We start from the raw sequence: 25466 nt of genomic DNA on the forward strand, positions 1-25466 counted from the left end.
GGGGCAACAGCGGGGGGGGCAACAGCAGGGGGGCGGGAGGGAGGGGCGGTGGCCGGCGGGGCGCTGGGCAGGGGCGGCGGGAATGGTAAGATGGCCGCGAGCCCGAAGGGATGCCCGCCCGATGCGTTGCCTGGTGATTTCCCCCACACCCAGCCACCCCGGCAATGCCGGCAACCGCCAGCGCATCCAGGCGCTGCTGCGCCGGCTGAAGGGTTTCGGCCACGAGGTGCATCTCTGCTTCGTGATGCGCGAGGCGGTGGAGGAACAGGATCTTGCCGCCATGCGGAGCGCCTGGGACTCCCTCACCACCCTGCCCTATGACCGGCGGCAGGAGCGGCGCAGCAAGGGCAGCCACTACGGCATCGACGACTGGTTCCCCGCCCCGGTGGAGGAGGCCATCCGCGCCATCGCCGAGGCGCGCAGCTATGACATGGTGCTGGTCGAGTATGTCTTCCTCAGCAAGGCGCTGGAGCTGTTCCCCGCCGGCACGCTGAAGGTGATCGACACGCACGACGTCTTCGCCAACCGCGACCGGCGGCTGCGCGACATCGGGCTGGAGCCGGCCTTCTTCTGGACCTCGCCGGAGGAGGAGGGGCGTGGCCTCGACCGCGCCGACATCGTGCTGGCCATCCAGGACGAGGAGCGGCGCGAGCTGGAGGAGCGCACCCGCGCCCTGGTGCTGACCCTCGGCCATGTGCCGGAGGTGCTGGCCCCGCCGCCACGGCCCGAGGCCGCCACGGGCCCGGCGGTGATCGGCTATCTCGGCAGCGCCAACCCCATCAACCAGTCGGCGCTGAAGGCGCTGTTCGGCGCGCTCGACATGCCGGCGCTCTCGGCCAGCGGGGCGCGGCTGCTGGTGGGCGGCGGCGCCAGCCGCGCCGCGGCCGATGCGCCGCCCCCGGTCGAGGCGGTGGGCGAGGTGGCGCGGCTCTCCGCCTTCTATGCCGGCATCGACCTGGCGGTGAACCCGCACCAGGGCGGCACGGGGCTGAAGATCAAGACGGTGGAGGCGCTGGCGCATGGCCGGCCGATCCTCGGCACCGCCGATGCCTTCCTGGGGCTGGAGCCGGAGGCCCCCTTCCACGCCGCGCCCAATGCCACCGCCCTGGCGCCGCAGCTGCTGCGCTATGCGCGGGAGCCGGCCTTCCGCGCCGAGGTGGCCGGGGCGAGCCGGGCGCTCTATGCCCGCTACGTCGCGACCGTGGAGCGGCAGGCCGCCATCCTGCGCGATGCCGCCACGCTGCGCGGCCTGCTGCGCCGCCCGCGCGCCCTGCTGGTGACCGATCTGCCCTTCTGGCAGGAGAGCCTCGGCAACCATGTCCGCATCACCGAGATGCTGCGCGTCGGCCGCCAGGTGATGGATTTCGACGTCTTCGTCCTGCGCAGCCTGAGCCCGGCGGAGCGCGCGGCGGCCCAGCGCGTCGCCGGCGGGCGCAGCCGCGTCTTCTCCTTCAAGGACTATCCGGCCGGCGTCACCCCGATGCCCTGCTGGATCGAGACCCAGGGCGTGATGCAGCCCTATGAGCGCACGCAGTTCGCCCGCGCCTTCTTCGGCGCGCTGGAGGCGCATCTGGCGAAGCACAGCTACGCCATGGGCATCATCGAATATATCCGCCTCAGCTACCTGCGGCATGTGCGCGGCTTCCCGCCCGCCTCCGTGCTCGACACGCATGACGTGATGTCGCTGCGCGCGCTGAACTTCGCGCATTTCGGGCATGAGCATCACATCCGCATCGAGGTGCAGGACGAGCTGCGCATCCTCGACGGCTTCAACCTGCTGCTGGCCATCCAGGCGGCGGAACACCGCTTCCTCTCCTCCAGCCTGCCGGGCAAGTCGCTCTACCTGCCGCACAGCCAGCCGGCGGTGCCGCGCATCGACACCGCCCGCCCGGCGCGGCGCGTCGTCTTCGTCGGCGGCGACAGCCCGATGAACCGCGACGGGCTGCGCTGGTTCCTCGAACAGGTCTGGCCCTGCTTCGAGGGGCGCGAGGCCACGCTGCACGTCGCGGGCGGCGTCTGCGAGACGGTGCGCGACCTCGCCCCGCGCACCGCCCAGCTCGTGCTGCACGGGCAGGTGCCGGATCTCACCGCCTTCCTCAGCGCCGCCGATATCGGCATCAACCCGGTCTTCTATGGCGGCGGGCTGAAGATCAAGACGGTGGAATATCTCTGCCGCGGCATCCCCTCCGTGCTGACGGAGGAAGCCGTCTTCGGCATCGAGGGCGGCGCGGGCACGGCCTTCCTGCTGGCCCGCTCGCGGCTCGACTATGTCGCGGCCCTCGACCGCCTGCTGCGGGATGCGCCGCTGCGCGAGCGCCTCTCCCTCGCCGCGCATGCCTTCGGGCGGCAGCAGTTCGGCCGTGCCGTGTCGCGCCGCGCCCTGCAGGCCATGGCCGATTTCGCCCGCGGCGCGGTGCGCCAGGCGCCCCAGGCCGCCGCCTGAACGGGCGCCTCCCGCCCGATCTTCCGGCGGGTCCTCCACCCGGCGGGGCCGTGGCGCCGGGCCACCGGCCGGGGGGCCTCTGGCGCCCGGCCGGCCCTGTGGGGTAACCTGCCGCGGGACGTCAGGCGCGGTGCGCGGCCGTGGCCCCGCCGGGGCCACCAGCCGCGGCAGGATCGCGGCGGGCCGGCTGGCGCCGCTGGGAGCGATGGATGGTCATTTACTTCTCCGAGACCCTGCAGATCGCGGTGGATTGCGTCGCCGCGCTGGGCGGGCGGCGGCACCTCGTCTGCGGCTGGATCATGACGCCACGCGGCACGCCCTTCGACATGCGGGTGGTCGGCGCCCAGGGCCGTGAGCAGCGCCCCGATTTCCGCCTCCTCTACGCCCGCCCCGACGTCACCCCGGCCGACCCGGAGGCCGCCCTGGTCAGCGGCTTCACCCTGGTGATCGGGCAGGTCGCCGAGAATGATCCGCTGGAGATCCTGCTCTCCTCCGGGGAGACCGGCGGCCGCATCAACCTGCGGGACAGCAGCCTCAGCCATGATCTGCAGGCGGTGCTCGCCGGCCAGCACTGGCGCATCAATTACCGCCTGCTGCGGGCGGCGGCGGAGCGCGAGGACGCGCTGCCGCTGATGCGCCACCAGTACCGGCCCTATGGCGCCTTCGCCACCTGGTTCTCCCGCCTGCCCCTGGTGCGCGGCCAGGCGGAGAATTTCGGCATCATGGCGCGGATGGAGTGCAGCCGCTCCCCGGCCGGCGAATTCGCCCTCGGCATCCACTTCGCCGGCCGGCCCGAGCGGCTGATGCAGATCGAGGCCACCGCCATCGCCGCCCTGCGCGCCGCCGATGGCGGGCCCGATGAGCTTCGCCTCGTGCCTCTGGTGGACAGCGTTTTCCATCAGGCGGCCAGCCTCGGCTGCCTCTATGGCCGCATCGCGCCCGACCTCCTGCCCCGCCTGCGGCGGCTGGAGGTGATCGCCCAGATCACCTTCGACGAGGAGACGCTGTGGCTGCGCGCCGAACCGCGCGAGGAGCAGGTGCCCGGCTTCCTCGACGGCATCGCCGCCCTGCCCGGCCCGGCCATGGATGGCGCCATCGCCGCCGCCCTGCTGCGCGAGGTGCTGGCCAGCCGCGAGCGCGCGCTGAAGCCGGCGCTGGACAGCCTCGCCGCCGCCCCGCCCCGCCCCGCGCCGCGCCCCGGCCTCGCCGTCATGGTGGGGGTGGATGAGCCGGCCTGCGTTCCCCTGCTCGACATCCTGGCGCCCCGCATCGAGGCGCGCTGCGCTTCGCTGCTGCTGATCGGCCGGCGCGCCGAGCAGGCGGTGCAGGTCTTCCAGCGCCGCGGCCGCATCGAGGCCGGCACCGAGGGCGATGCCGGCCTCGCCCTCGGCCGCGCGGCGGAGGCCGGCGCGCCCGTCGTCCCGCTCGACCCGCTGCGCCTCGGCCGCGCCGTCATCGACAACGACCTCGACAGCCTCTTCGCCCGCCGGCTGGAGGGGGAGGAACTCGCCCTGCTGCGCGGCCTGCACGCCGCCGCCGGATGCAGCGCCGACCTGGCCGACAGCCTCGCCCGCCTGCTGCGCCAGCGCGAGGCGCCGGGCCAGCCCTGGCAGCCGCCCGGCCATGGCTGGCGCAGCCCGCTGGCCGCCCACCTCGTCAACGCCCATCTGGAGCGGCTCTGGACGCTCCCCCCCCGCACGCAGGAGGCGCACGCCTGATGACCGAGCCGCGCAGCATCTGCGTCATCGCCCATTCCCACCCGGATTTCTCCAAGGGCGGCGGCGAGGTCTCGGCCTACCGGCAGGTGCTCACCCACCGCAGCGCCGGGCAGCGCGCCATCTATGTCGGCGCCTCGGAGGTCAATACGAGCTACGCGGCGCAGCGCCCGCTCGACCTCGTCACGCCCTATGGGGAGGATGAGTATCTCTTCTCCTTCGGCGGCATGGAGCCGGAGCGGCTGTGGTGGGACGACCCCTTCCAGCGCCGCAACCTCGTGCGCTTCCTCGCCGGCCTGCCCGTGCAGGTCTATCATTTCCACCACTACTGGCGCATCGGCGCCGACATGATCGCCGAGCTGATGGAGGCGCGCCCCGACGCCACCTTCGTCATGACGCTGCACGAGATGCTCGCCATCTGCCTGCACCACGGCCAGATGATCCGCACCCGCGGGCGCGAGCTGTGCCGCGCGGAGGCGCCGCTGCGCTGCCTCGGCTGCTTCCCGGACAAGGCGATCGACGCCATGGTGCTGCGCAAGGCCGTGCTGCTCGACACGCTGCGCCGCTTCGATCACATCCTCTACCCCAGCGCCTTCATCCGCGAGCGCTATGAGGCCTGGGGCCTCGCCGGCCCGCGCGCCAGCGTGCTGGAGAACTACCTGGGCGACGAGCTCGCCGCCATCCCGCGCCGCGCGGCCCCGGCCCTGGCCCCGGCCATGGCGCGCCGCTTCGGCTTCTTCGGCCAGCCCACGCCCTTCAAGGGGCTCGACATCCTGGTGAAGGGCCTCTCCCTCGCCATCACCGAGGACAAGGACATCACCCTCACCATCTTCGGGGCCGAGCGGGAGGATGTGCTGCGCTTCTTCCCCGAGCTAAAGCCGGTCCTCGACGAGGCCGCGCACAGCATCGCCTTCGCCGGGCGCTACGACCCGGCCGATGTCCTCTCGCTGATGGGCGCCGTGGGCTGGGTGGTGATCCCCTCCATCTGGTGGGAGAACTCGCCCGTGGTGATCCAGGAGGCACGCCGCATCGGCACGCCGCTCATCGCATCCGACATCGGCGGCATGGCGGAGAAGGTGCGGCACGGGGTGGACGGGCTGCATTTCAAGCGCGCCTCGCCCGTCGATCTCGCCCGCGTGCTGCTGGAGGCGGCCCAGCCCGAGACCCATGCCCGCCTCGCCGCCAGCCTGCGCGATGTCATCACCAAGGAGGAGTTCCTGGCGGCGCTGGCGGAAGCCCACGCCCCGCGCCAGGAGGCCAGCACGCCGATCGCGGCGCAGTAGCCGGGACAGCCGTGAGACACAGGCAGCCGTGAGACATGGGGCAAGAGAGCCAGGCATGACGATGCACGACCCTATCCTCGTCGAGGTCACGCGCGGCGGGCGCGTCGAATCGGCCCATCGCGGCGCCTTCGCGGTGGCTGACGCGGCCGGGGGCATCGTGCTTTCCGCCGGCGATATCGACCGCGCCATCTTCCCGCGCTCGGCGGTCAAGGTCATCCAGGCCCTGCCGCTGGTGGAAAGCGGCGCCGCCGACCGCTTCGGCCTGGATGACGAGGCCCTGGCCATGGCCTGCGCCTCGCATAATGGCGAGGCCCGCCATGCCGGGGTGGCGGCGCGCACCCTGGCGCGGCTGGGGCGCGATGCCGCCAGCCTGGAATGCGGCGCCCACTGGCCCATGCTGCCAGCCGCCACCCAGGCTCTGGCGCGCGCGGGGCAGGAGCCCAGCGCCCTGCACAACAACTGCTCGGGCAAGCATGCCGGCTTCGTCTGCCTCGCCTGCGGGCTGGACGAGGACCCGCGCGGCTATGTGCGGCCCGAGCACGCCGTGCAGCGCGCGGTGAAGGCGGCGCTGGAAGAGGTGACGGGCCACCCCCTGGCCGAGGGCAGCCACGGCATCGATGGCTGCTCCATCCCGACCTATGCCGTGCCGCTGCGCGCCCTGGCCCGCGGCTTCGCCCGCATCGCCACTGGCGAGGGCATGCCCGCCACGCGCGCCCAGGCGGCGCGGCGGCTGCGCGAGGCCGTGGCCCGGCACCCCTTCATGGTCGCCGGCACCGGGCGTTTCGACACCCTGGCCATGGCGGCGCTCGGCCTGCGCGCCTTCACCAAGACGGGGGCGGAAGGCGTCTTCTGCGCCGCCCTGCCGGAGCTGGGGCTGGGGGTCGCCATCAAATGCGATGACGGCGCCAGCCGCGCGGCGGAGGTCGTCATGGCCACCCTGCTGCGCCGCCTGCTGCCGATGAACGAGGCCGAGGCGCAGGCCATCGACGCCCTCGCCGCGCCGGTGCTGCGCAACTGGAACGGGATCGAGGTCGGGCGGCTGCGGGCGGCGGGCTGAGGAGAAGCGAAGAGGCGGCGCCGCCCCCTCTTCGCCCTTTCAGTGCAGCGGCAGCGGCGCGGTCTCCCGCAGGAACTGGGACAGGGCACGGAAACTCTCCCGCCGCGGGTCCGTGCCGCGCCAGACGAGGCCGATGCGCCGGCCGGCCGCCGGGTCGGCGAGGCGCCGCAGCCCGATCAGCCCGCCCAGGTCGCTCCGCCCCTGCGCCGCCAGCTGCGGCAACAGGGAAAAACCCTCGCCCGCCGCGATCATGTGGCGCAGCATCTCCAGGCTGGTGGCGAAGCGCCCGTCGCGCTCCCCGCGCGGCACGGCGCAGAGCGAGAGCGCCTGTTCGCGCAGGCAATGCCCCTCCTCCAGCAGCAGCAATTCCCCATCGGCGAGATCGGCCAGGGACAGCTCGGCCTGATCCAGCAGCGGGTGGCCCTGCGGGCAGGCCAGCAGGAAGGGCTCGAAGAACAGCGGCGCGGCCGTCAGCGTCTCCACCGCGGGGGGCAGCGCCATCAGCACCGCGTCCAGCTCCCCCTGCTCCAGCGCCGCCACGAGCCCGGCGGTGCGCCCCTCCTGCAGGCGCAGCACCAGGCGGGGAAAGCGGTCCCGCACCCCGCGCAGCACCGCCGGCAGGTAATAGGGGCCGAGCGTCGCGATCACCCCCACCCGCAACGGGCCGCTGAGCGGTTCCGACTGGGTCTGCGCGAGGTCGAGCAGGCCGCGCGCCTCCCGCATCACCGCCCGCGCCTGCGCCAGCAGCGCCTCGCCCTGCGGCGTCACCTCCACCCGGCGCGCGGCCCGCTCGAACAGCGTCACCCCGAGCAGCGCCTCGAGCTTGCGGATCTGCTCGGACAGTGCCGGCTGGCTGACGCCGCAGCGCTCCGCCGCGCGGCCGAAATGCCGCAGCTCGGCCACCGTCACGGCATATTCCAGGTCCCGCAGGGAGAGGCCGGCCAGGCTGTGGGGCTGCATATGAATCCTTCGGTTTTCCCTATCACACAAAAATACAAGATCGATTTCACCGATCAATGCTCGGTTGTTAAGGCTTCCCCTGCCCTGCCAAAGGAGTTGCCGCATGTCCGACCCGACTTCCCGCCCGGTCCTGACCTCGACCGCCGGCGCCCCGGTGCCCGACAACCAGAACAGCCTCTCCGCCGGCCCGCGCGGCCCGCTGCTGTTGCAGGACTACCACCTGATCGAGAAGCTCGCCCATCAGAACCGCGAGCGCATCCCCGAGCGCGTCGTCCATGCCAAGGGCTCCGGCGCCTATGGCACGCTGACCATCACCCACGACATCAGCCGCTATACCCGGGCGAAGCTCTTCGACACCATCGGCAAGCAGACGGAGGTGCTGCTGCGCTTCTCCACCGTCGCCGGCGAGCGCGGCGCGGCCGATGCCGAGCGCGACGTGCGCGGCTTCGCCCTGAAGTTCTACACGGAAGAAGGCAACTGGGACCTCGTCGGCAACAACACGCCGGTCTTCTTCATCCGCGACCCGATGAAGTTCCCCGACTTCATCCGCACCCAGAAGCGCCACCCCGCCACCCATCTGCGCTCCCCCACCGCCATGTGGGACTTCTGGTCGCTCTCGCCCGAGAGCCTGCACCAGGTGACCATCCTGTTCAGCGACCGCGGCCTGCCGCAGGGCTATCGCTTCATGAACGGCTATGGCAGCCACACCTTCTCCTTCTGGAATGATGCCGGCGAGCGCTACTGGGTGAAGTTCCACTTCAAGTCCCTGCAGGGCATCCGCACCTGGACGAATGACGAGGGCAACAGCGTCATCGCCCAGGACCGCGAGAGCGCCCAGCGCGATCTCTATGACGCGATCGAGCGCGGCGCGTATCCGCGCTGGCGCATGTGCGTGCAGATCATGCCCGAGGCCGATGCGGACAAGACGCCCTACAACCCCTTCGACCTGACGAAGGTCTGGCCGCATGCCGACTACCCGCTGATCGAGGTCGGCATCCTGGAGCTGAACCGCAACGCGAAGCACTATTTCGCGGAGATCGAGCAGGCCTCCTTCTCGCCCTCCAACATCGTCCCCGGCATCGGCTTCTCGCCGGACAAGGTGCTGCAGGGCCGGCTCTTCGCCTATGCGGATGCGCACCGCTACCGCGTCGGCACGCATTACGAGGCGCTGCCGGTCAACCGCCCGCGCAGCCAGGTGAACACCTACCACGCCGATGGCGCCATGCGCTTCGACGCCCCGGTGGGGACGGATGCGTATTACGAGCCGAATTCCTTCAACGGCCCGGCCGAGGCGCCCGGCGCCAAGGAGCCGCCGCTGCGCCTCTCCGGCGATGCCGCGCATTACGACCACCGCGCCGGCAATGACGACTACAGCCAGCCCCGCGCCCTCTTCCACCTGCTGGGGGCGGAGCAGCAGCAGCGGCTCTTCGCCAATATCGCGGGCGCGATGCAGGGCGTGCCGCGCGCCATCATCGACCGCCAGCTCGCCCATTTCGAGAAGGTGGACCCCGCCTATGCCGCCGGCGTCGCCGCCGCCCTGGCGCGCCTGACGCCGGAGACGAACTCTGGGCCAAACCCTGGCCCGACCACCGCCCAGGCGGCGGAGTAAGCGGCAGAGTCCACGGCTGCCGGGCCGCCGCCCTCCCCGCCGGGGGCGGCCCGGCCACAGGGCCGGCGCGCGGCGGGCCTGATACCCCCGCCCGCCGCGCGTCCCCGGCGGCGGGGCCGGCCAGACCATCGCCGGCCCCGCCTGCCCCTCCCCCGCCTCCCTTGCCCGGAGCCGCTCCATGTCCGCCGCCCTGCTCCCCGCCGCCCCCCGCGCGGTGGCCGGCACCCCGCCACGCCCCCACCTCTCCCCCCGCCCCGCCCTGCGCGCCGGCACGCGCGCCTCCCCCCTCGCCCTGCGGCAGACCCGGCTGGTGCTGGAGGCGCTGGGCGAGCCGGCCGAGGCCGTGCCCCTCGGCACCAGCGGCGATGCCGAACAGCAGCGCCGCCTCGCCGAACTCGGCGGCAAGGGCCTCTTCGCCAAGGAGATCCACGAGGCGCTGCTGGACGGGCGTGTGGACTTTGCCGTCCACAGCCTGAAGGACCTGGAGACGGAGCTTCCCCCTGGCCTCGTCCTCGCCGCGCTGCTGCCGCGCGAGGATGTGCGGGAGGCCCTGGTCCTCGCCCCCTCCTGCCCGCCCGAGGAACGCGCGGTGCCCCTGCCGCAACTGCCCCTGGGCGCGCGGATCGGCACCGCCTCCGCCCGGCGCATGGCGCAGCTGCGCCACCTGCGGCCGGATCTGCGCTTCGGCCTGCTGCGGGGCAATGTGCAGACACGCCTCGCCCGGCTGGAGGGGGGCGACTTCGCCGCCAGCCTGCTCGCCCTGGCCGGGCTAAAGCGCCTGGGGCTGGCGGGCCGCGCCGCCCGCGTGCTGGAGCCGGAGGAACTGCTTCCGGCCGCCGGCCAGGGCGTCATCGCCATCACCGCCCGCGCCACCGACAGGCGGATGCGCGCCCGCCTCGCCGCGCTCGACCACGCGCCGACGCGCCTGGCCGCCACGGCGGAGCGCGCCCTGCTGGCGGCGCTGGATGGCTCCTGCCGCACGCCGGTGGGGGCGCATGCGGTGCTCTCGCCCGGCGGCCTGCTCACCCTCACCGGGCTGGTGGCGCGGGAGGATGGCACCTTCCTGCTGCGCCGCCGGATCCGTGGCGCCTCCGCCGACGCCGCCCGCCTGGGCGCCGCGCTGGGCGGCTCCCTGCGGGCGGACAGCCCCGCGGATCTCTTCGCATGAGCTTTCTTTCCACCCGTCCCCCGCGCCCCGCCGCGCGCTCCACCGCCCGCACGGGGGTGCTTCTGGTCAATCTCGGCACGCCGGAGTCCACGCGCTATGGCGATGTGCGGCGCTACCTCTCGGAATTCCTCTCCGACCGCCGGGTGATCGAGATCAACCCCTGGCTCTGGCAGCCCCTGTTGCAGGGTGTGATCCTGACGACGCGCCCTTTCCGCAGCGGCGCCGCCTATCGCCGCATCTGGAACACGGCGCGCGATGAATCGCCGCTGCGCAGCTACACGCGCGCCCAGGCGGAGAAGCTGCGCGCGGCGCTGCCTTCCCATGGCCCCGTCGTGGACTGGGCCATGCGCTATGGCCGCCCGAGCATCGCCGAGCGGCTGGAGGCCCTCCAGGCGGCGGGGTGCGAGCGCATCCTGGTGGTGCCGCTCTACCCGCAATACAGCGCGACGACGACGGCCACGGTGAATGACGCGGTGTTCCGCGCGCTGATGCGCCTGCGCCGCCAGCCCACGCTGCGCATCGCCCCGCCCTTCGCCGACCATCCGCTCTATATTGAAGGTCTGGCGCAATCGGTGCGTGCCACCCTGGCCGGGCTGCCGCAGCAGCCCGAGCTGCTGGTGGCCTCCTTCCACGGCCTGCCGCGCCGTTATGTGAAGGCGGGCGACCCCTACCCGGCGGAATGCAACCGCACCATGGTGGCGCTGCGCCGCGCCCTGGGCCTCAGCGCGCGGGAATTGCCGATGACTTTCCAGTCCCGCTTCGGCCGGGAGCGCTGGCTGGAGCCCTATACGGATGCGCGCATCACCGCGCTGCCGGCGCGCGGCATCCGCCATGTGGCGGTGGTCATGCCGGGCTTCCTCTCCGACTGCATCGAGACGCTCGACGAGATCGGCCATGAACTGCGCGAGGAATTCCTGGAGGCGGGTGGGGAGACGCTCACCCTCATTCCCTGCCTGAACGACAGCCCGGCGGCGATCCGGCTGTTGCAGGCCATCGTGGCGCAGGAAACGGCCGGGTGGAATTAGCCCCCAAAACTTCTTTTCCCCCAAAGGAAAAGAAGCGTTCTGCCAGTTTGGCGCCCCGCCTCAGGCCTGAGAGACCGTTTGAGAATACCGGTCGGGTCGGTTCCGCGGGTCTTTTCCGCCCTTGCTTCGTTGGCGGGCTTGCCGATGCCACCCGCATCGGCGGCGCCCGCCGCCTGGCAAGGCCAAAAAATCCCTCGCGGATCCTCCGCCGCCAGCATTCTCAAACGGTCTCTGAAGCAGGGCGCCAATGGAAAAAAGTTTTTTGGTTCTTTTTTACAAAAAAGAACGCTGTTTTTTCCGGGCGCTTACAGGATGCGCCGATCCGCCAGCGGTTCTTCGCGGTAGCCTTCCCAGCCACCCGCGCGATACTCGGCCGCCCGCGCATCCACATCGACAGGGCCGTGGCGGTTCAGGATGGTTTCCACCTGGGTGGCGCGGCTCTCATCGGCGCGCACCACGACCATGCTACCGCCCCGGCGCACGCCTTCCGCATAGACGGGCGCATGCTCCTCGCTGACGCCGGCACCGGTCAGGCTGCCGAGCAGGCCGCCCGCCGCCGCGCCCGCACCTGCCCCGGCCAGGGCCGCGACCAGCGCGCCGGCGGCAACGATAGGCCCGATGCCTGGAATGGCCAGGGCCCCCAGACCTGCCGCCAGCCCGGCGCCGCCGCCGACCATGGTGCCCAGCGTGGCGCCGATGCCGGCGCCGGATTTCGTACTCTGCTCGGCATGATGGTCGTCATTCCGGGCCAGGGCGGGGTCAAGGCCCGGCGGTGTGCCGGAGCTGGTCGTGGTGGCGTGCTGCCCGTCCGCATTGCTGGCCGCATTGCTGGCGAGGATGCCGACATCCTCGGGCGGGAACCCCGCCGTCTCCAGTTCCCGCACGGCGGCCAGGGCATGGTCGCGCGTGTCGAACAGCCGGGTGATCGTCCTGATCGTCATGAAATCTGCCTTTCCATCGGATGAGGGAAGCGGGATCAACGCGACACAGCCGGGCCGATGACGACCTTGCCCTGGAAATCCAGCCCCACTTCCGCAGGGGTGCCCTCTCGCATGGCGCGGGCGCGCCAGATGCCCTGTCCGTCCTTCTTCAGGTCCTGGACATCGGTATAGCCGGCGGCCTCGATACGGCTGCGCGCCTGGCCCTCTGTGAAGCTGTTGGCCCCGGCGTTGGGGCTGGTGGTGGTGGGCGGGTTGTCGGTGCCCGGGCGCGCGGCCGCGGTGTCGCCGCCACGCGGCGCCGGTGCTGTGTCGCCGCCACGCGGCGCCGGGGTCATGCCCATGGAAGGCGCGGGCGCGGTGCTGCCGCTGCTCTGGGAGTCTCCGGTGGGGGGGGTTCCAGGTGGCGGCGCTGTGCCCTGGGCCAGGGCAGCGGGTGCCGCCAGCAGGGCGGCGAGGGCCAAAGCCGTGATGGGAAGGCGCATGCATCTCTCCCTGAACATCATCTGCCCTGTTGCCAGGGGTCTGGGAGAACAACGCGGCACCCGGCTTCCGTTTGCATTTTTTATTTCGATCGTCCGTTTTTCAGCGGAAACGGTACATTTTTTTCTATTGCTGTGCTTCTCTTTTTCTACAGCGCCGCTGCGGCTTGGGGGGAAACGGCCATGGCCGGGCCCGCACCTCCCCAGACGATCCTCACGCGATTATGCGAAAAATTAATTTCGTTTGTGCCTCATCGGGGCATGACAAGACGATTCCTTGCCCGATTCATTCCCCTCGCGCTGCTGGTCCTCCCGGCCCTGCCCGCCCAGGCGGGGGATTGCCGTGCCGCGATCCGCCAGGCCGAGCGGGCCGAGGCGCTGCCGCGCGGCCTGCTCGCCGCCATGGCCCGCGTCGAGAGCGGGGAGCAGGGCCGCCAGGATGGCTGGGCCTGGACGGTGCAGGCCGAAGGCCGCAGCCGCCATTTCGACAGCCGCGCCGAGGCGCTGCACCATGCCCGCGCCCTCCAGGCGCGTGGCGTGCGCCGCATCGATGTGGGGTGCCTCCAGGTCAACCTGCTCTACCACGGCCAGGCCTTCACCTCGCTGGAGGAAGCCTTCTCGCCCCAGGCCAATGCCCGCTACGCCGCGCGCTTCCTGCGCAGCCTGCGCGAGCAGCGGGGGGGCTGGATGCAGGCCGTGGGCGCCTACCACTCCGGCCAGCCGGAGCGCAGCCGCGCCTACCAGGACAAGGTCCGGCAGGCGATGCGCCAGCCACGCGGGGGTCCGTCATGACACGGCGCGGCAGGCTGGGCATGGCGGCGCTGCTCGGGCTGCTGCTCGCCGCGGCGGCGGAAATCGGCGGGCTCATGGCCCGCGAGGATGCCCTGCGCCGGACCGCCCTCACCCTTTCCCCCCTGCTGGACACAGCGCAGGCCGGCACCAACAGGGCCGGGCTGCACCGCCTCGCCCGGCAACTGGCGCCAGAGCTTGAGGCCGAGCGGCTCAGCCTACTGGGGGAAGGCGAGGACAGGCAGCTTCTCTACCGCCAGCCCCTGCTCACCCCGCTGCCCTGGCTGCTCTGGGGCCCCGAGGTGGCGCTGCGCGCGCCCCTGCGGCTCAGCCCTGATAAGCGGCCGCCCCGAGCAGGCCGGTATGCGGGCGCAGCATCTGGGTGATGGGGATCCCGTCCAGATAGCCGGCGAAGCGGCCCTTGCCGGTGAAGCCGCGCGCCAGGGCGGCGCGATCCAGCAGCGGGCCAAGCCCCCGCATCAGCCCCCCGGCCACATAGACGCCGCCCTGCGCCAGCAGGCTCAGCGCCAGATTGCCGGCGACCCCGCCCAGGATCTCACAGAACAGCGAGACGGCGCGGGCGCTCACCGGGCATTCCCCGCTCGCGGCGCGGCGCGTCACATCCGGCGGCCCGGCCAGGGGCAGGTCCTGCCCGGCGCGCTCGGCCAGAGCCTGGGCCAGATGCAGCAGGCCGGGGCCGGAGATCAACCGCTCCGCCGAGACATGGCCGCCATGGCGCCGCCGCAGCCGGCGCAGCACGTCATCCTGTTCCTCATCCTGCGGCGCGAAGGAGGCATGGCCACCCTCGCTCGGCAGGATGCGCAGCCGCCCGCCCTCCGGCAGCAGCCAGGCCACCCCCAGGCCGGTGCCGGGGCCCAGCACGAGGCGCGGCGCCTCCGCGCGGCTCTGGCCGGGCTTCAGCACGGCCAGATCCGCCTCCTCCAGCAACGGCAGCGCGGCGGCCTGGGCCGCGAAGTCATTGATGACGGCGAGGTGCCTCACCCCCAGCGCGGCCTCCGCCGCGCGGATGGAAAAGCGCCAGGGGCTGTTGGTGAAGGCCACCGCGTCGCCCAGCACGGGGGTGGCGACGGCCAGCACCGCCTCCTCCACCGCGCGGCCGGCCAGATAGGCGCGCGCCGCCTCGACCGGGCCGGGATAATCGGCCACGGCCAGCTTGCGCTCCTCGCGCGGCAGGCCGCCGGGTGTGCAGAGGGCGAAGCGCGCATTGGTGCCGCCGATATCGCCAACCAGCCGCGTCACGGTCATGCCCGGGCCCTCCCCCGCCGTCTCAGTAGTCCAGGCCCCAGGCATCGGGCAGCAGGCGGTAGCCCCGGCCCTCGCGCAGCAGGTGGGCATGGCCGGGGAAGTGCACATGCATCCCGGCGATCGCCAGCCGGTCCGTCGCCACCATGTCGAAGGTGCGGCGGCGGGTGGCGATGGCCAGTTCCGGCTCCACGTCGAACTGCATGGTCGCCTCCGGGTGGGGAACCTGCACCTCCGGCACGTGGATGATGTCGCCCCAGATCAGCAGGGTCTCGGGGCCGGAGGAAATCCGGTAGCCGCAATGCCCCGGCGTATGGCCCGGCAGGTGCACGGCGGTGACGCCGGGGAAGACCTCCGCCCCATCGGCGAAGAGGCGCAGCCGGTCACGGTAGGGGGCGAGCTGGGCCTGGGCCATAGTGAAATAGGGCACGCCCTGTTTCGTCGCCGCCACGCGGTCCGGCGCCGCCGGGTCTTCCCAATAGGCCAGTTCGGCGCGGTGCAGGCCGAGTTCCGCCTTGGGGAAGAGCGCCTCCCCATGCCCATCCGCCAGGCCGTTCGAGTGGTCCGGGTGCAGATGGGTGATCAGGACGGTGTCCACGGCCTCGGGCGGCACGCCGGCGGCGGCGAGGTTGGCGAAGAGCCGCCCCGTCGTGGGCTGCATATGCGGGCCGCAGCCGGTGTCGATCAGCGCCACGCGCCCGGCCGACCAGATCAGGAAGGTGTTCACCGAGCTCCGGCGCGGCGAGGGCCGGAAGGCGCCGACCAGCAGCGCCGCCACATCCTCCTGCGCGATATTCTGCACCGTGGCATTGGAGCCGTTGAGATAGCCGTCACTGACCGCAGTGACGACGATATCCCCGACCCGGCGGTGATGCAGCCCGGCAAGCTGGGACGCAGGAGGTGTCAGCACGCTCGTCTTTCCTTTCCTCACCGCCGTGCCCCCGCGTCCTGGCGAGGGCCACGCCTTGCACCGGAGATAAAGCACCTCCCCCGGCGGCGAAAGCCCGTGCCCTTTCGTTCCTTATCCGGAATTAGACATGTCTAACGGCGCGGAGGAGTCTCGCGGCTTTCCTGAGCCCTTCTCCAGGCTGCCTGCCTTCTCCCGGCCTGGCGAGCCGCCAAACTAAAAAAGTTTTTTGGTTCTTTTTTTCAAAAAAGAACCTTCCCCCTGAAATCCCCGCTGGCTCGACAGGCTGGACGCCTCTGCCTAATTTGCCGGGCTACGCCCTGGCTGAAGGCGCTTTTCATGGCCCGCTCCGCTTCCTGCCGCATTGTGCTGGTTTCCTCGCCCAAGGGCGGCTCAGGCAAGTCGGTGCTCAGCCGCCATCTGCTGGTGAGCGCGGCGCAGGAGGGCATTGGCGCGATCGGGCTGGATTTCGACCGGCAGCAGACCCTGGCCAAATGGGCCGCGCGGCGCGACCGCACGCGGGAGACCTTCCCGGATTTCGCCCCCGTTGCCGTGCAGCCGGCCAGCCTGCAGGACTGGCGCGCGGCGCTCAAGGTGGCGCGGGCTTACAGGCTGGCCATTCTCGACACGCCCCCGAGCATTGAGGACCACCTGCCCGCCATCGACGCGCTGGGCGAGGCGGCGGACCTCATCCTGGTGCCCGCCGTCTGCACCCAGGATGATATCGACAGCGTCGCCCCCTGGCTGCGCGCCCTGGGCGAGCGCGGCCTGCGCGCCGCCGTGGTGCTGAACCGCGCCAACCGCCGCACCACCTCCTATGCCCGGATGCGCGGCACGCTGGTGAAGACCGGCGCCGTCTGCCCCACCGAATTGCCGCAGTTGGAGGATGTGCACGTCCCCGCCAGCAAGGGGCTGACGCTGCTGGATTACTCGCGCTCCCGCGGCATCGCGCCCTTCGAGGAGGTGTGGGCCTATGTGAAGCGGGAGGCCGGGCTGTGAAGGGCAAGCGCTCACGCGGGGCGCTGCGTGCCTTCCTCGCCGCCGAGGAAGAGGCGCTGCCCGACCCGCGCGCCGGGGAGCTCGCCACGCTCTCGGCGGAGGAGGCGGAGGGGCTGGCGACGCTGCGCGAGGTCTTCGCCGGCACCGCCCTGCCGGAGGATGCGGCGCGGCTGCGGCAGGTGCTGCGCGCCCGCGCCGAGATCCGCAAGGAATGGGGCGATGCGCGGGACAGTTTCCTGGCCATCGGCCGCACGCTGCTGGAACTGGAGCGCAGCCTCAGCCGGGAGGAGTGGCAGCGGTTGCGCCAGGGGACGGAGCGGCTTTTTCCCTTCTCCGACGCCACGGCGACGCAGCTGCGCCAGATCGCCCGCGCGGTGGAGAGCGGCCGCCTGCCGGCCCAGGACTGCCCCGGCTCCTATGGCACCGCCTATCAGCTGACCCTGCTGAATGACCGCCAGTGGCAGGCGGCCAGAGCGCAGGGGCTGATCCGGCCTGATGTGACGCGGCGGGAAATCCAGGCGCTGCGCCAGGCTCTCCCTGCCGCGCCCGCGCCGGAATTGCAGCGGCTGCGCCAGCGGCGCGCCCATCTCCTGGCCGAGCTGGCCGGGATCGAAGCCCGCATCGCCGCACTGGAAGAGCAGGATTGAGGGGGCTTTGCCCCCTCAACCCCCAGCAGGGGACAGGGTCCCCTGCACCCGCCATCAGAAAGGGTTTCCAGAGGCCTCAGGCTTTTGGTCGCTGCCCCTCTGAAGATCACGCGCTCTCTTTGAGGACACTTGTTCAGCCCCTGCCGCCGGCGATGCGCGCCGCCTCTGGCAGGCCACGCAGCCGGGCCATCGCCAGCATGCCGAGCAAAGGCCCCGGCACCAGCACCAGGAAGGCCCATTGCCATCCGCCCAGCCCCTCCACCGCCCAGGGCACCACGCCGATGGCCAGGGCGGTGAGGGCGAAACCCAGGCCCAGCTGCGCCGTCAGCGCCGTGCCGACCAGGGCGGGGTCCCCCACCTCGGTGACGATGGCGGAGAACTGGGCGGAATCGGCGATGACCGTCGCCCCCCAGACCAGCCCGACCAGCAGCACGAGCCAGAGCGGCCCCGCCCAGGCCAGCCCGATCAGCGCCGCGCACAGGCCGGAGCAGCCCATCAACCCGATGGTGACGGTGGTGCGGCCGAGCCGGTCCGCCATGCGCCCCGCAAGCACGCAGGCCGGCGCCCCCGCCGCGACCATGGCAAAGGTGAGCAGCGAGGCCAGGGAGCCCGAGCCTTCCCCCAGCCGGGCGCGGAGGTAGGAGAGCATCCAGCTCCACATTGCGTAGAGCTCCCACATGTGGCCGAGATAGCCGGCGGTGGCCAGCAGCACCGCCCGCCCGGCCAGGGCGTGGTGCAGGCGCCGCAGCTCGAAGCGGGCGCGCGGGAAAGGATAGGGCCCCTCCCGCAGCCCGAGCACACCGAGGGCACCCAGCAGCGTCGCCGCGCTGGCGGCCAGGATGACACCCTGCCAGGGCAGCCCGCCCGCCGCGTTCACCGCATGCGGCAGGGCGGAGCCCAGGGTCAGCGCACCGATCACGCTGCCCAGGGCGAGGCCGCGCCCCTCCAGGAACCAGGTGGAGACCAGCTTCAGCGCCGGCGGGTAGAGGCCGGCCATCAGCATGCCGGTCAGCAGGCGGAGAGCGATGGCCGTGCCCGGCCCTGGCGCCCAGAGCAGCGCCAGATTGGCCAGCGCCGCGCCGAGGGCGGAGAGCAGCATCATGCGGCGCGGCGGCAGCCGGTCCGGCAGGCCGGTGAGCGCCGCGCCCAGCGCGCCGAGCAGGAAGCCAAGCTGGACGGAGATGGTCAGCCAGGCGGCGGCGGTCTCGCTGAGCGCCCAGCGCAGGCGGAGCTGCGGCAGCACGGCGGCGGCCGAGAACCAGGTGGTCATGCCCAGCACCACGCAGGCGCAGAGGCCGAGCAGCACGCGCCAGCGGCGCGCCGCCCCGGCGGGGGGCGAAGCGGTCAGGGTCATGGGGGGCGGCGTTCCTCCGGGGTGGTCTTGTCGTGCCGCCTCCTTGTGCCGGGGCGGCGCGCGGGCGTCCATCGGGGGGCCTGGGCCGGGATCATCCCCGGGGTGGCTTTGCGGATGCGCGGCGCTGCCCCACACTGCCCTGCCCACCGCGCCACCCTGGCCCCGAAGGAATGCCCCGCATGGCGAATGATGCCCGCCTCCTGCTGCGCGAGATCTATCCCCTCTGGGCCGAGGACCGGGTCCGCTTCGGCGATACGGACCGGCTTGGCCATGTGAACAACGCCGCCTACGCCACCTATTTCGAGACGGCGCGGGTGGAGCTGATGCAGCGCCTGCTCTCCGGGCCGGAAAGCTATTTCGTGCTGGCGCGCATCGCCATCGACTACCGGGCGGAGTTGCGGGAACTGGGGCCGATTGGCATCGGCTCGGTGATCACCGGGCTGGGGCGGAGTTCCTTCACCACCGGGCAGGCGGTGTTCCAGGGCGATCTCTGCGCCGCGACGGCGGAGGGGGTGGTGGTGCTGGTCGATGCCGCCACGCGGCGCGCCACGCCGCTGCCGGAGACGCTGCGGCAGGCGCTGCTGGCCCTCGCCATGCCCCAGGCGGCGGGGGCGGGCGGATGACGGACCCCCGCCCCCCCTCCCCGATGGCGCCGCCGCCGGCCCTGGCCGGCCGCCTCGCCGCGGCAGATTACGCGGCGCAGTCCCTGGCGGCGGAGACGCGCCGCGCCTATGCGGCGGACTGGCGGGATTTCAGCCTGTGGTGCCACCAGCAGGGGCAGGCGGCGCTGCCAGCCGCGCCGGTGCTGGTGGCCGCCTACCTGGCCGAGATCGCGCCGCGCTACAGCCGCAGCGCGCTGCGGCGCCGGCTGGCGGCGATCGGCCATGCCCACCGGTTGCAGGGGGCGGCCTGGGAGCCGGCCCATCCGGCGCTGCGGGCGACGCTGCGGGGCATTTTCCGCGCCCATGGCACGCCGCGCCGCCCCGCCGCCGCACTGACCTCGGTGGAGCTGCGCCGCCTGACCGCCGCCTGTGGCGAGGGGCTGGCGGGGCTGCGCGACCGTGCCCTGCTGCTGCTGGGCTTCGCCGGGGCGCTGCGGCGCTCTGAACTGGCGGGCATCCGGCGGGAGGATCTGCGGCTGGAGGCGGAAGGGCTGCGCCTGATGCTGCCGCGCTCCAAGACCGATGCGGTGGGCGAGGGGGTGGAGATCGGCATTCCGCGCGGCAGGCGGCCGCAGACCTGCCCGGTGCGCGCGGTGGAGCGCTGGCTGGCGGCCTCGGATTGCCATTACGGCCCTGTCTTCCGCCGGGTGGACCGCTGGGGGCGGCTGGATGCCGCGGCGCTGCACCCCGATGCCGTGCGGCAGATCCTGCACCGGCGCGCGCGGGAGGCGGGGCTGTCCGTTCCCCGGGGCGAGCGGCTCTCGCCGCACGGCCTGCGGGCCGGCTTCGTCACCGAGGCCTATCTGGCCGGGGCGCGGGACGAGCAGATCATGGACCATACCCGGCACCGGGACCTGAAGACGATGCGGGCCTATGTGCGGCGCTCCCGCCTTGTGCGCGACAGCGCGGCGAAGCTGCTGGACCTTTGACTGACGCGCCCTCCCACGGGCTCCGAGGCGGTTTGACAATGCGCGGCGCCTGTGGAGCCGAGGGGGCTCTGCCCCCTCAACACCCCTCCCTCCCGGAAAGGGTTTCCAAAGGCCTCAGGCCTTTGGTGGGGAGAGTCTGAGAGGGGCGAAGCCCCTCTCAGGAGCCGGCAGCGGGCCCATCCTGGCCACGGCAGAAGGCCGCTGCCTGGGCCGCCGGGGCGGGGCGGCCATAGAGGTATCCCTGCCCGATATCGCAGCCCATGCGCAGCAGAGCCTGGTGCTGGCTCTCGCGCTCCACCCCCTCGGCCACCACGCGCATGCCGAGGCGGTGGGCCATCTCGATGACGCTGAGAATGATGCGGGCGCTGCGCGGGTCATCCTCCAGCCGGTCGACGAAGCTCCTGTCGATTTTCAGTTCCTGGATCGGGAAATCGCGCAGATGGGTGAGCGAGGCGAAGCCGGTGCCAAAATCATCCAGCGCGATGTCGATGCCGGCGGCGTGCAGCCGCGTCAGGGTCTGCACCACGATCGGCGCGGATTCCCCGAGGAACACGGTTTCCGTCACCTCGACCTTCAGCGCGGCGGCGGGGAGGCGGCAGGCGGCGAGGCGGTCCAGGATGCGGCGGTCGAGGTCGCCGCCGGTGAAATCGGCCTCCGTCACGTTGATCGCCGCGCAGGCCTGGCCCAGCCCGGCGGCGCGCCAGAGGCGGAGATCCTCCGTCACCTTGTCCAGCATGGCGAGGCCGATGGCGCGGGCGGCGTCCTCATCCTGGAGGGCGGCGGCGAAGCCGGCGGGGCTGATCACCCGTCCATCAGGCAGGATGATGCGGGCCAGGGCCTCGAAGCCATGGAAGCCGGCGACGGCCAGGCCGGGCTTGGGCTGGTAGAAGGGGCGGAACCAGTCCTCGCGCAGGGCCTCGCGCGCCAGTTCGATGGCGCCGCGCCGCTCGGCGAAGCGGCGGGCGATGGCGGGGGAGAAGAGCGTGGCCCGCCCGCGCCCGAGGCGCCGGCCATGGGAGAGGGCGATATCGGCCTGGCGCATCAGCAGATCGGCGCTGGCGCCATCCCGCGGGCCGAGGGCGAGGCCCAGGCTGGCGGAGACCGTCAGCATGCCGGCGGCGCCGGCGAAGGGGCGGTTCAGCCGGGCGGCGAGGTCGTCGATCAGGGGTTGGAGATCCGCCTCGGTGGCGACGGGCAGCAGGAGGGCGAATTCATCGCTGCCGGTGCGCGCGGCCAGCCCCGCCGGGCCGGCGGCGGCGCGCAGGCGGGCGGCGATCTCGCACAGCAGCGCATCGCCCAGGGCGTGGCCGTGGCGGTCATTGATATCCTGGAAATTGTCGAGGTCGAGCAGCACCAGGGCAAGGCCCGCCATGCCCGGCGGGGGGCAGGCCAGGGCGTCCTCCAGCCTCTCCACCAGCAGGCCGCGATTGGCGAGGCCGGTCAGCGTGTCGCGGTGCCGCATGTCCTCGAGGCGCTGGCGCATCTGCCAGGATTCGGTGATGTCCTGCATCATGCCGACGGCGCGGGCATGGCCGCTGCCATCCCGTTCGCACTCGCCCACGATGCGGACGCGGCGCTGGCGCCCCTGGGCGGTGATGAAGTCGCATTCATGCCGCATCGGCTCCCCCTCGGCCAGCAGGCGGCGCAGGCCCTCGGCCAGATGGGCCCGGTCCTGCGGCAGGTAGTGCAGCAGGGCTTCCGGGATGCTGATGGCCGAGCCGAGCGGCCGCTCGTGGATGCGGTAGACCTCATCCGACCAGAGGATCTGGCTGCTCTCCGGATCGACCTCCCAGCCGCCGAGCAGGGCGAGCCGCTCCGTCTGCTGCAACAGGCGGGCCTTGCGGCTGGACAGGGCGGCGTGGCGGCGGGCCTCCTTCAGCGCGGCCTCGGCCCGGCGCGCCTCGGCATGGGCGCGCAGCAGGGCGCGGGCGAGCAGGCCAAAATCCCGCAGATCCCGCCGCTGCGCCGCATCGAGCCAGCGCGGGGCGTGGTCCACGAGGCAGAGCGTGCCGACATTGCGCCCCTCCACCGGCAGGGGCTCCCCGGCATAGAAGCGGTAATAGGGTGCGCCGGTCACCAGGGGGCTGTCGCGGAAGCGGGGATCCTGCCGGGCATCCTCCACCACCAGCGCCTCGCTGCCCTGGATCGCCCGGTCACAGAAGGAGCCGTGGCGGGGCAGTTCCCGCACGGCCAGGCCACGCACCGCCTTGAACCATTGCCGATTCTCATCGAGCAGGGAGATCATGGCGATGGGGCAGCCGAAATGCCGGGCCACCAGCGCCACCAGCGCCTCGAAATCCGGGGCGGAGGGGGTATCGAGCAGATGCAGCGAGCGCAGCGCGGCCAGACGGGCGGCCTCGGTGGCCTCGGGCGTCTCAGGGAGCAGGGTCATGCCGGCGGCGGTCCTCGGGGCCTGTACAGGTCCAGCGGCCAGCCTGAGGCTGTGGGGTTAAGCCGCGGTCACTCTGCCATCCTCCATACTGACGATGCGGTCCGCAATATCCAGGATTCGCGGATCATGCGTCACCAGCAGGATCGGCACGCCCCGCCCGCGCGCGAGGTCGCGCAGCAGGCGGACCACCTCCTGGCCGCTGGCGCGGTCGAGGGCCGCCGTGGGCTCGTCGGCCAGGACAAGGCCAGGGCGGGCCACCAGGGCGCGGGCCACCGCCACGCGCTGGCGCTGGCCGCCGGAGAGTTGGGCGGGCGGCTTGTGGCGGTGCCCGGCCAGGCCCACCGCCTCCAGGATACGGTCCGCCTCGGCCAGCCGCGCCGCCTCGGGCAGTTCGGCCGCGGTTTCCAGCGCCATCGCCACGTTCTGCCGGGCGGAGAGGAAGCCGAGCAGGTTGTGGTTCTGGAAGATGAAGCCGATGCGGCGGCGCAGCCGCACCCGCGCGCCCTCTCCCGCCCCGGCCAGTTCCTGCCCCAGTACGCGGGCAGAACCCTCCTGCAGGGCGCGCAGCGCGCCCACCAGGGTCAACAGCGTCGTCTTGCCCGAGCCCGAGGGGCCGGTGAGCAGCACGATCTCCCCCGGCGCGACGCGCAGGCTGACCTCGCGCAGCACCGCCCGGCGCAGCGCGCCGGCACCATAGCCGTAGGAGACACCGGAAAGCTCGACAGGGTCCATCAGCGGCGGTTCCCCAGAGATCTTGGAAAAGGCAGGCTATGAGGGGGCTTTGCCCCCTCAACCCCCAGCAGGGGACAGGGTCCCCTGCACCCACCTTCAGAAAGGGTTTCCAAAGGCCTCAGGCCTTTGGTGGCTGCGCGGCACTGCCGCGCAGGTTTGAGAGGGGCAAAGCCCCTCTCAAGACCACGTTCCGCATCTGCAAGCACGCTTTCAGAACATATCCGCCGGGTCGGCATCACGCAGCTTGCGCATGGCCAGCAGCCCGGCCAGGGCGCACATGCCGAAGATGAGGCCGAAGACCAGCAGGGCGCGCTCCGGCGTCATGCCCAGCGGCAGGAAGGTGGCCTGCCCCACCACGGCATAGAGACCGGCCGAGGCCAGGGCGCCGGGGATGAAGCCCAGCACCGCGAGCAGCAGCGCCGCCCCCAGCACCACCCGGCCGAGATAGGCGTTGGAATAGCCGATGGCCTTGAGCGTGGCGTATTCGCGCAGATGCCCCGCGATGTCGCTGAACAGGATCTGGTAGACGATGACCATGCCGACGATCAGCCCCATCAGGCTGCCAAAGGCGAAGATGAAGCCGATGGGCGTTGCCGTCTCCCAGTAGCGCAGTTCCCAGGCGACGAGTTCCGGGTAGGTCAGCACGGCGACATCGGCGGGCAGCAGGGCGGCCAGCCGGTCGCGCACCGCCGCCGGCTGCGCCCCCGGGCGCAGGCGCAGCGCCACGAGATCGGTGTGAGATGCCGGGCGGTCCGCCACGAGGCGGCGGAAATTCGTCTCGCTGAGCAGGACATTGCCATCCGCCCCGAAGGAGGGGCCGATCTCCACCAGCCCCACCACCTCGACCCGGCGATTGGCGATCTGCACCGGCAGGGCGGCCTCCCCCGTCTCGGCGCGGCGCCGGGCCAGAAGTTGCGAGACCGGTCCGAATTCCGGACGGGAGCGCAGGTCGAAGGCCACGGTATCGGGGCGCTTCAGCGCCTCGGCCACCGCGTCGAGGCCGGTGAAGCGCATCGCCCCCGCCTCGACATCGAAGCCAACGAGCTGGATGGTGCGGCGCGCCCCGCTCTCCGGGTTCCGCCAGGTGCTCTGGGCCAGATAGACCGGGACGGCGCGCTCCACCTCCGGCAGGGCGAGGCTCTGCCAGGCGCGGATGCGCGGCAGCGGCTCCGGCCGGAAGCTCGCCAGGGTGAGGGGGTGGAGGAGAAAAACCTCCGCCCGCATGGCGGTGATCAGCGAGGTGGCGGATTCGAACAGGGCGGCGCGGAAGCCCAGCTGCATGAAGACCAGCACGCAGGCGAACATCACCCCGGCGATGGCGGAGGCGAGGCGGGCCTTTTCCGCCCGGAGCTGCCGCCAGGCGAGGCGCAGCGGCAGCCAGAGCGCGTTCCAGGGCCTCATGGGCGGATGGCCACCTGCACCTGCATGTTGGAGCGGCGGCGGAGCTGCGCGGCGGCCTCCGGGTCCAGCGTCAGGCGGATGGCGACGGTGCGGGCATCGACGGCGGCGACGGGGTCGGTGCCGGCCTGGGTGGTGCGGCGGACCTGCCAGCCGATTTCCCGCAGCGTGGCGCCGACGCGGCCCTCCCGCCCCGGCAGCAGCACGTCCGCCCGCTGGCCGATGCGCAGGCGCGGCAGGTCCGTCTCATAGACATCGGCCACCACATCCATGCGCTCCAGATCGGCCATGTCGAGCAGGCCGTCATTGCCGAGCGGGTCGCCAGGGCGGGCATGGATGGCCAGGATGGTGCCGGCGATGGGCGCGCGCAGGCGGGAGAGCTCGGCCTCGGCCGCCGCGGCGCGCAGGGCGGCCCGGGCGGCGTCACGCTGGGCCTCGGCGACGGCGAGGTCCTCCGGGCGGGGGCTTTGCAGCCGGGCCAGTTCGGCCTCGGCTTCCGCCGCCTCGGCGGTGGCCCGGATGGCGGCGAAGCGGCGGCGCTCTGCCTCGGCCTGGCCGCCGGCACCGCTGGGAACAAGGGTCTCGGCGCGGGCGGCCTCGCGCCGGGCATTCTCGGCGGCGGCCTGGAGGGCGGCGAGGCGGGCCCGCTGGGCCGCCACCTCCTCCGGCCGGCCGGCGGCGCGCAGCAGGGCCAGCCTGGCCTCGGCCTCGGCC

General features: G+C 72.5%; 23 protein-coding genes. 13 read left to right on the forward strand and 10 right to left on the reverse strand.

Going from position 1 to position 25466, the window contains the following annotated elements:
* Positions 1-121 precede the first annotated feature (121 nt).
* The 4 genes from NON00_RS07115 to NON00_RS07130 all read left to right on the forward strand — a co-directional run bounded on the left by NON00_RS07115 (position 122) and on the right by NON00_RS07130 (position 6498).
* Complete coding sequence (locus tag NON00_RS07115) at positions 122-2443, forward strand: glycosyltransferase (RefSeq protein WP_256019064.1); 2322 nt, start codon at positions 122-124, stop codon at positions 2441-2443.
* Between the two features lie 209 nt (positions 2444-2652).
* Positions 2653-4161, forward strand: a complete 1509-nt coding sequence (locus tag NON00_RS07120) for a hypothetical protein (protein WP_256019067.1) — start codon at positions 2653-2655, stop codon at positions 4159-4161.
* Positions 4161-5441, forward strand: a complete 1281-nt coding sequence (locus NON00_RS07125) for a glycosyltransferase (RefSeq protein ID WP_256019070.1) — start codon at positions 4161-4163, stop codon at positions 5439-5441. Before NON00_RS07120 ends, NON00_RS07125 begins: the two co-directional genes overlap by 1 nt.
* Before the next feature lie 61 nt (positions 5442-5502).
* A complete protein-coding gene (locus tag NON00_RS07130) occupies positions 5503-6498 on the forward strand; it encodes an asparaginase (RefSeq protein ID WP_256019146.1) in 996 nt (331 codons plus the stop codon).
* A 39-nt stretch (positions 6499-6537) separates the two neighbouring features.
* Here the strand turns inward: NON00_RS07130 and NON00_RS07135 are convergent, their stop codons facing one another.
* Positions 6538-7458 (reverse strand): LysR substrate-binding domain-containing protein, encoded by a 921-nt coding sequence (locus NON00_RS07135; RefSeq protein ID WP_256019072.1) that lies wholly within the window; start codon positions 7456-7458, stop codon positions 6538-6540.
* 103 nt (positions 7459-7561) lie between these two features.
* On the opposite strand from NON00_RS07135, the gene NON00_RS07140 reads away from it, so the two are divergent.
* The 3 genes from NON00_RS07140 to hemH all read left to right on the forward strand — a co-directional run bounded on the left by NON00_RS07140 (position 7562) and on the right by hemH (position 11260).
* Positions 7562-9067, forward strand: coding sequence for a catalase (locus NON00_RS07140; protein ID WP_256019075.1), 1506 nt, complete (start codon positions 7562-7564; stop codon positions 9065-9067).
* A 178-nt stretch (positions 9068-9245) separates the two neighbouring features.
* A complete protein-coding gene (gene hemC, locus NON00_RS07145; protein WP_256019078.1) occupies positions 9246-10235 on the forward strand; it encodes a hydroxymethylbilane synthase in 990 nt (329 codons plus the stop codon).
* Positions 10232-11260 (forward strand): ferrochelatase, encoded by a 1029-nt coding sequence (gene hemH, locus NON00_RS07150; protein ID WP_256019081.1) that lies wholly within the window; start codon positions 10232-10234, stop codon positions 11258-11260. The genes hemC and hemH overlap by 4 nt, the downstream gene beginning before the upstream one ends.
* A gap of 305 nt (positions 11261-11565) precedes the next feature.
* On the opposite strand, the gene NON00_RS07155 is transcribed toward hemH, so the two are convergent.
* Complete coding sequence (locus NON00_RS07155) at positions 11566-12201, reverse strand: hypothetical protein (RefSeq protein WP_256019085.1); 636 nt, start codon at positions 12199-12201, stop codon at positions 11566-11568.
* A gap of 35 nt (positions 12202-12236) precedes the next feature.
* A complete protein-coding gene (locus NON00_RS07160; RefSeq protein WP_256019088.1) occupies positions 12237-12683 on the reverse strand; it encodes a hypothetical protein in 447 nt (148 codons plus the stop codon).
* A 258-nt stretch (positions 12684-12941) separates the two neighbouring features.
* Here NON00_RS07160 and NON00_RS07165 point away from each other — a divergent pair, with 258 nt between their 5' ends.
* Together NON00_RS07165 and NON00_RS07170 are read left to right on the forward strand one after the other, a co-directional pair.
* The gene (locus tag NON00_RS07165) at positions 12942-13472 is read left to right on the forward strand and encodes a transglycosylase SLT domain-containing protein (RefSeq protein WP_256019090.1); all 531 of its coding nucleotides are present in this window, start codon (positions 12942-12944) and stop codon (positions 13470-13472) included.
* Complete coding sequence (locus tag NON00_RS07170) at positions 13469-13855, forward strand: hypothetical protein (RefSeq protein ID WP_256019115.1); 387 nt, start codon at positions 13469-13471, stop codon at positions 13853-13855. The genes NON00_RS07165 and NON00_RS07170 overlap by 4 nt, the downstream gene beginning before the upstream one ends.
* On the opposite strand, the gene glk is transcribed toward NON00_RS07170, so the two are convergent.
* The gene (glk, locus tag NON00_RS07175) at positions 13797-14735 is read right to left on the reverse strand and encodes a glucokinase (protein WP_256019118.1); all 939 of its coding nucleotides are present in this window, start codon (positions 14733-14735) and stop codon (positions 13797-13799) included. The two genes, NON00_RS07170 and glk, sit on opposite strands and share 59 nt — an antisense overlap.
* 22 nt (positions 14736-14757) lie before the next feature.
* Positions 14758-15642, reverse strand: a complete 885-nt coding sequence (locus tag NON00_RS07180) for an MBL fold metallo-hydrolase (protein WP_256019121.1) — start codon at positions 15640-15642, stop codon at positions 14758-14760.
* Between the two features lie 336 nt (positions 15643-15978).
* Between NON00_RS07180 and NON00_RS07185 the strand changes: the two genes are divergently transcribed.
* Entirely contained in the window at positions 15979-16638 is a 660-nt protein-coding gene (locus NON00_RS07185; protein ID WP_256019124.1) for a ParA family protein, read from the forward strand.
* Positions 16635-17285 (forward strand): hypothetical protein, encoded by a 651-nt coding sequence (locus tag NON00_RS07190; protein WP_256019127.1) that lies wholly within the window; start codon positions 16635-16637, stop codon positions 17283-17285. Before NON00_RS07185 ends, NON00_RS07190 begins: the two co-directional genes overlap by 4 nt.
* Before the next feature lie 133 nt (positions 17286-17418).
* Here NON00_RS07190 and NON00_RS07195 read toward each other — a convergent pair whose 3' ends face one another.
* Complete coding sequence (locus NON00_RS07195) at positions 17419-18639, reverse strand: MFS transporter (RefSeq protein WP_256019130.1); 1221 nt, start codon at positions 18637-18639, stop codon at positions 17419-17421.
* 179 nt (positions 18640-18818) lie between these two features.
* Between NON00_RS07195 and NON00_RS07200 the strand changes: the two genes are divergently transcribed.
* Both NON00_RS07200 and NON00_RS07205 read left to right on the forward strand, forming a co-directional pair.
* Entirely contained in the window at positions 18819-19262 is a 444-nt protein-coding gene (locus NON00_RS07200; RefSeq protein ID WP_256019133.1) for a thioesterase family protein, read from the forward strand.
* Positions 19259-20230, forward strand: a complete 972-nt coding sequence (locus NON00_RS07205) for a site-specific integrase (protein WP_256019135.1) — start codon at positions 19259-19261, stop codon at positions 20228-20230. Before NON00_RS07200 ends, NON00_RS07205 begins: the two co-directional genes overlap by 4 nt.
* A gap of 157 nt (positions 20231-20387) precedes the next feature.
* On the opposite strand, the gene NON00_RS07210 is transcribed toward NON00_RS07205, so the two are convergent.
* The 4 genes from NON00_RS07210 to NON00_RS07225 form a co-directional block, all read right to left on the reverse strand.
* Positions 20388-22622 (reverse strand): bifunctional diguanylate cyclase/phosphodiesterase, encoded by a 2235-nt coding sequence (locus NON00_RS07210; protein WP_256019137.1) that lies wholly within the window; start codon positions 22620-22622, stop codon positions 20388-20390.
* A gap of 57 nt (positions 22623-22679) precedes the next feature.
* Positions 22680-23354 carry an ATP-binding cassette domain-containing protein gene (locus tag NON00_RS07215; protein WP_256019140.1) on the reverse strand — a complete coding sequence of 225 codons (675 nt, stop codon included), beginning with the start codon at positions 23352-23354 and terminating at the stop codon, positions 22680-22682.
* Positions 23355-23564: 210 nt separating this feature from the next.
* Entirely contained in the window at positions 23565-24755 is a 1191-nt protein-coding gene (gene devC / locus NON00_RS07220) for an ABC transporter permease DevC (RefSeq protein ID WP_256019142.1), read from the reverse strand.
* Positions 24752-25466, reverse strand: a 715-nt coding sequence (locus NON00_RS07225; protein ID WP_256019144.1) for an HlyD family efflux transporter periplasmic adaptor subunit, incomplete at its 5' end; no start/stop codon positions are given. The genes NON00_RS07225 and devC, both read right to left, overlap by 4 nt.

It is taken from the genome of Roseomonas sp. GC11, from assembly GCF_024437745.1.
Classification (GTDB): domain Bacteria; phylum Pseudomonadota; class Alphaproteobacteria; order Acetobacterales; family Acetobacteraceae; genus Pseudoroseomonas.

Bases quoted from the DNA above. Each gene is read 5' to 3' on its own strand.
- NON00_RS07205 (WP_256019135.1), top strand. From the start codon at position 19,259: ATGACGGACCCCCGCCCCCCCTCCCCGATGGCGCCGCCGCCGGCCCTG.
- glk (WP_256019118.1), bottom strand. From the start codon at position 14,735: ATGACCGTGACGCGGCTGGTTGGCGATATCGGCGGCACCAATGCGCGC.
- NON00_RS07210 (WP_256019137.1), bottom strand. From the start codon at position 22,622: ATGACCCTGCTCCCTGAGACGCCCGAGGCCACCGAGGCCGCCCGTCTG.
- NON00_RS07165 (WP_256019090.1), top strand. From the start codon at position 12,942: ATGACAAGACGATTCCTTGCCCGATTCATTCCCCTCGCGCTGCTGGTC.
- NON00_RS07130 (WP_256019146.1), top strand. From the start codon at position 5,503: ATGCACGACCCTATCCTCGTCGAGGTCACGCGCGGCGGGCGCGTCGAA.
- NON00_RS07125 (WP_256019070.1), top strand. From the start codon at position 4,161: ATGACCGAGCCGCGCAGCATCTGCGTCATCGCCCATTCCCACCCGGAT.
- NON00_RS07140 (WP_256019075.1), top strand. From the start codon at position 7,562: ATGTCCGACCCGACTTCCCGCCCGGTCCTGACCTCGACCGCCGGCGCC.
- NON00_RS07115 (WP_256019064.1), top strand. From the start codon at position 122: ATGCGTTGCCTGGTGATTTCCCCCACACCCAGCCACCCCGGCAATGCC.
- NON00_RS07215 (WP_256019140.1), bottom strand. From the start codon at position 23,354: ATGGACCCTGTCGAGCTTTCCGGTGTCTCCTACGGCTATGGTGCCGGC.
- devC (WP_256019142.1), bottom strand. From the start codon at position 24,755: ATGAGGCCCTGGAACGCGCTCTGGCTGCCGCTGCGCCTCGCCTGGCGG.
- NON00_RS07170 (WP_256019115.1), top strand. From the start codon at position 13,469: ATGACACGGCGCGGCAGGCTGGGCATGGCGGCGCTGCTCGGGCTGCTG.
- NON00_RS07155 (WP_256019085.1), bottom strand. From the start codon at position 12,201: ATGACGATCAGGACGATCACCCGGCTGTTCGACACGCGCGACCATGCC.
- NON00_RS07160 (WP_256019088.1), bottom strand. From the start codon at position 12,683: ATGCGCCTTCCCATCACGGCTTTGGCCCTCGCCGCCCTGCTGGCGGCA.
- NON00_RS07200 (WP_256019133.1), top strand. From the start codon at position 18,819: ATGGCGAATGATGCCCGCCTCCTGCTGCGCGAGATCTATCCCCTCTGG.
- NON00_RS07135 (WP_256019072.1), bottom strand. From the start codon at position 7,458: ATGCAGCCCCACAGCCTGGCCGGCCTCTCCCTGCGGGACCTGGAATAT.
- hemH (WP_256019081.1), top strand. From the start codon at position 10,232: ATGAGCTTTCTTTCCACCCGTCCCCCGCGCCCCGCCGCGCGCTCCACC.
- NON00_RS07120 (WP_256019067.1), top strand. From the start codon at position 2,653: ATGGTCATTTACTTCTCCGAGACCCTGCAGATCGCGGTGGATTGCGTC.
- NON00_RS07195 (WP_256019130.1), bottom strand. From the start codon at position 18,639: ATGACCCTGACCGCTTCGCCCCCCGCCGGGGCGGCGCGCCGCTGGCGC.
- hemC (WP_256019078.1), top strand. From the start codon at position 9,246: ATGTCCGCCGCCCTGCTCCCCGCCGCCCCCCGCGCGGTGGCCGGCACC.
- NON00_RS07185 (WP_256019124.1), top strand. From the start codon at position 15,979: ATGGCCCGCTCCGCTTCCTGCCGCATTGTGCTGGTTTCCTCGCCCAAG.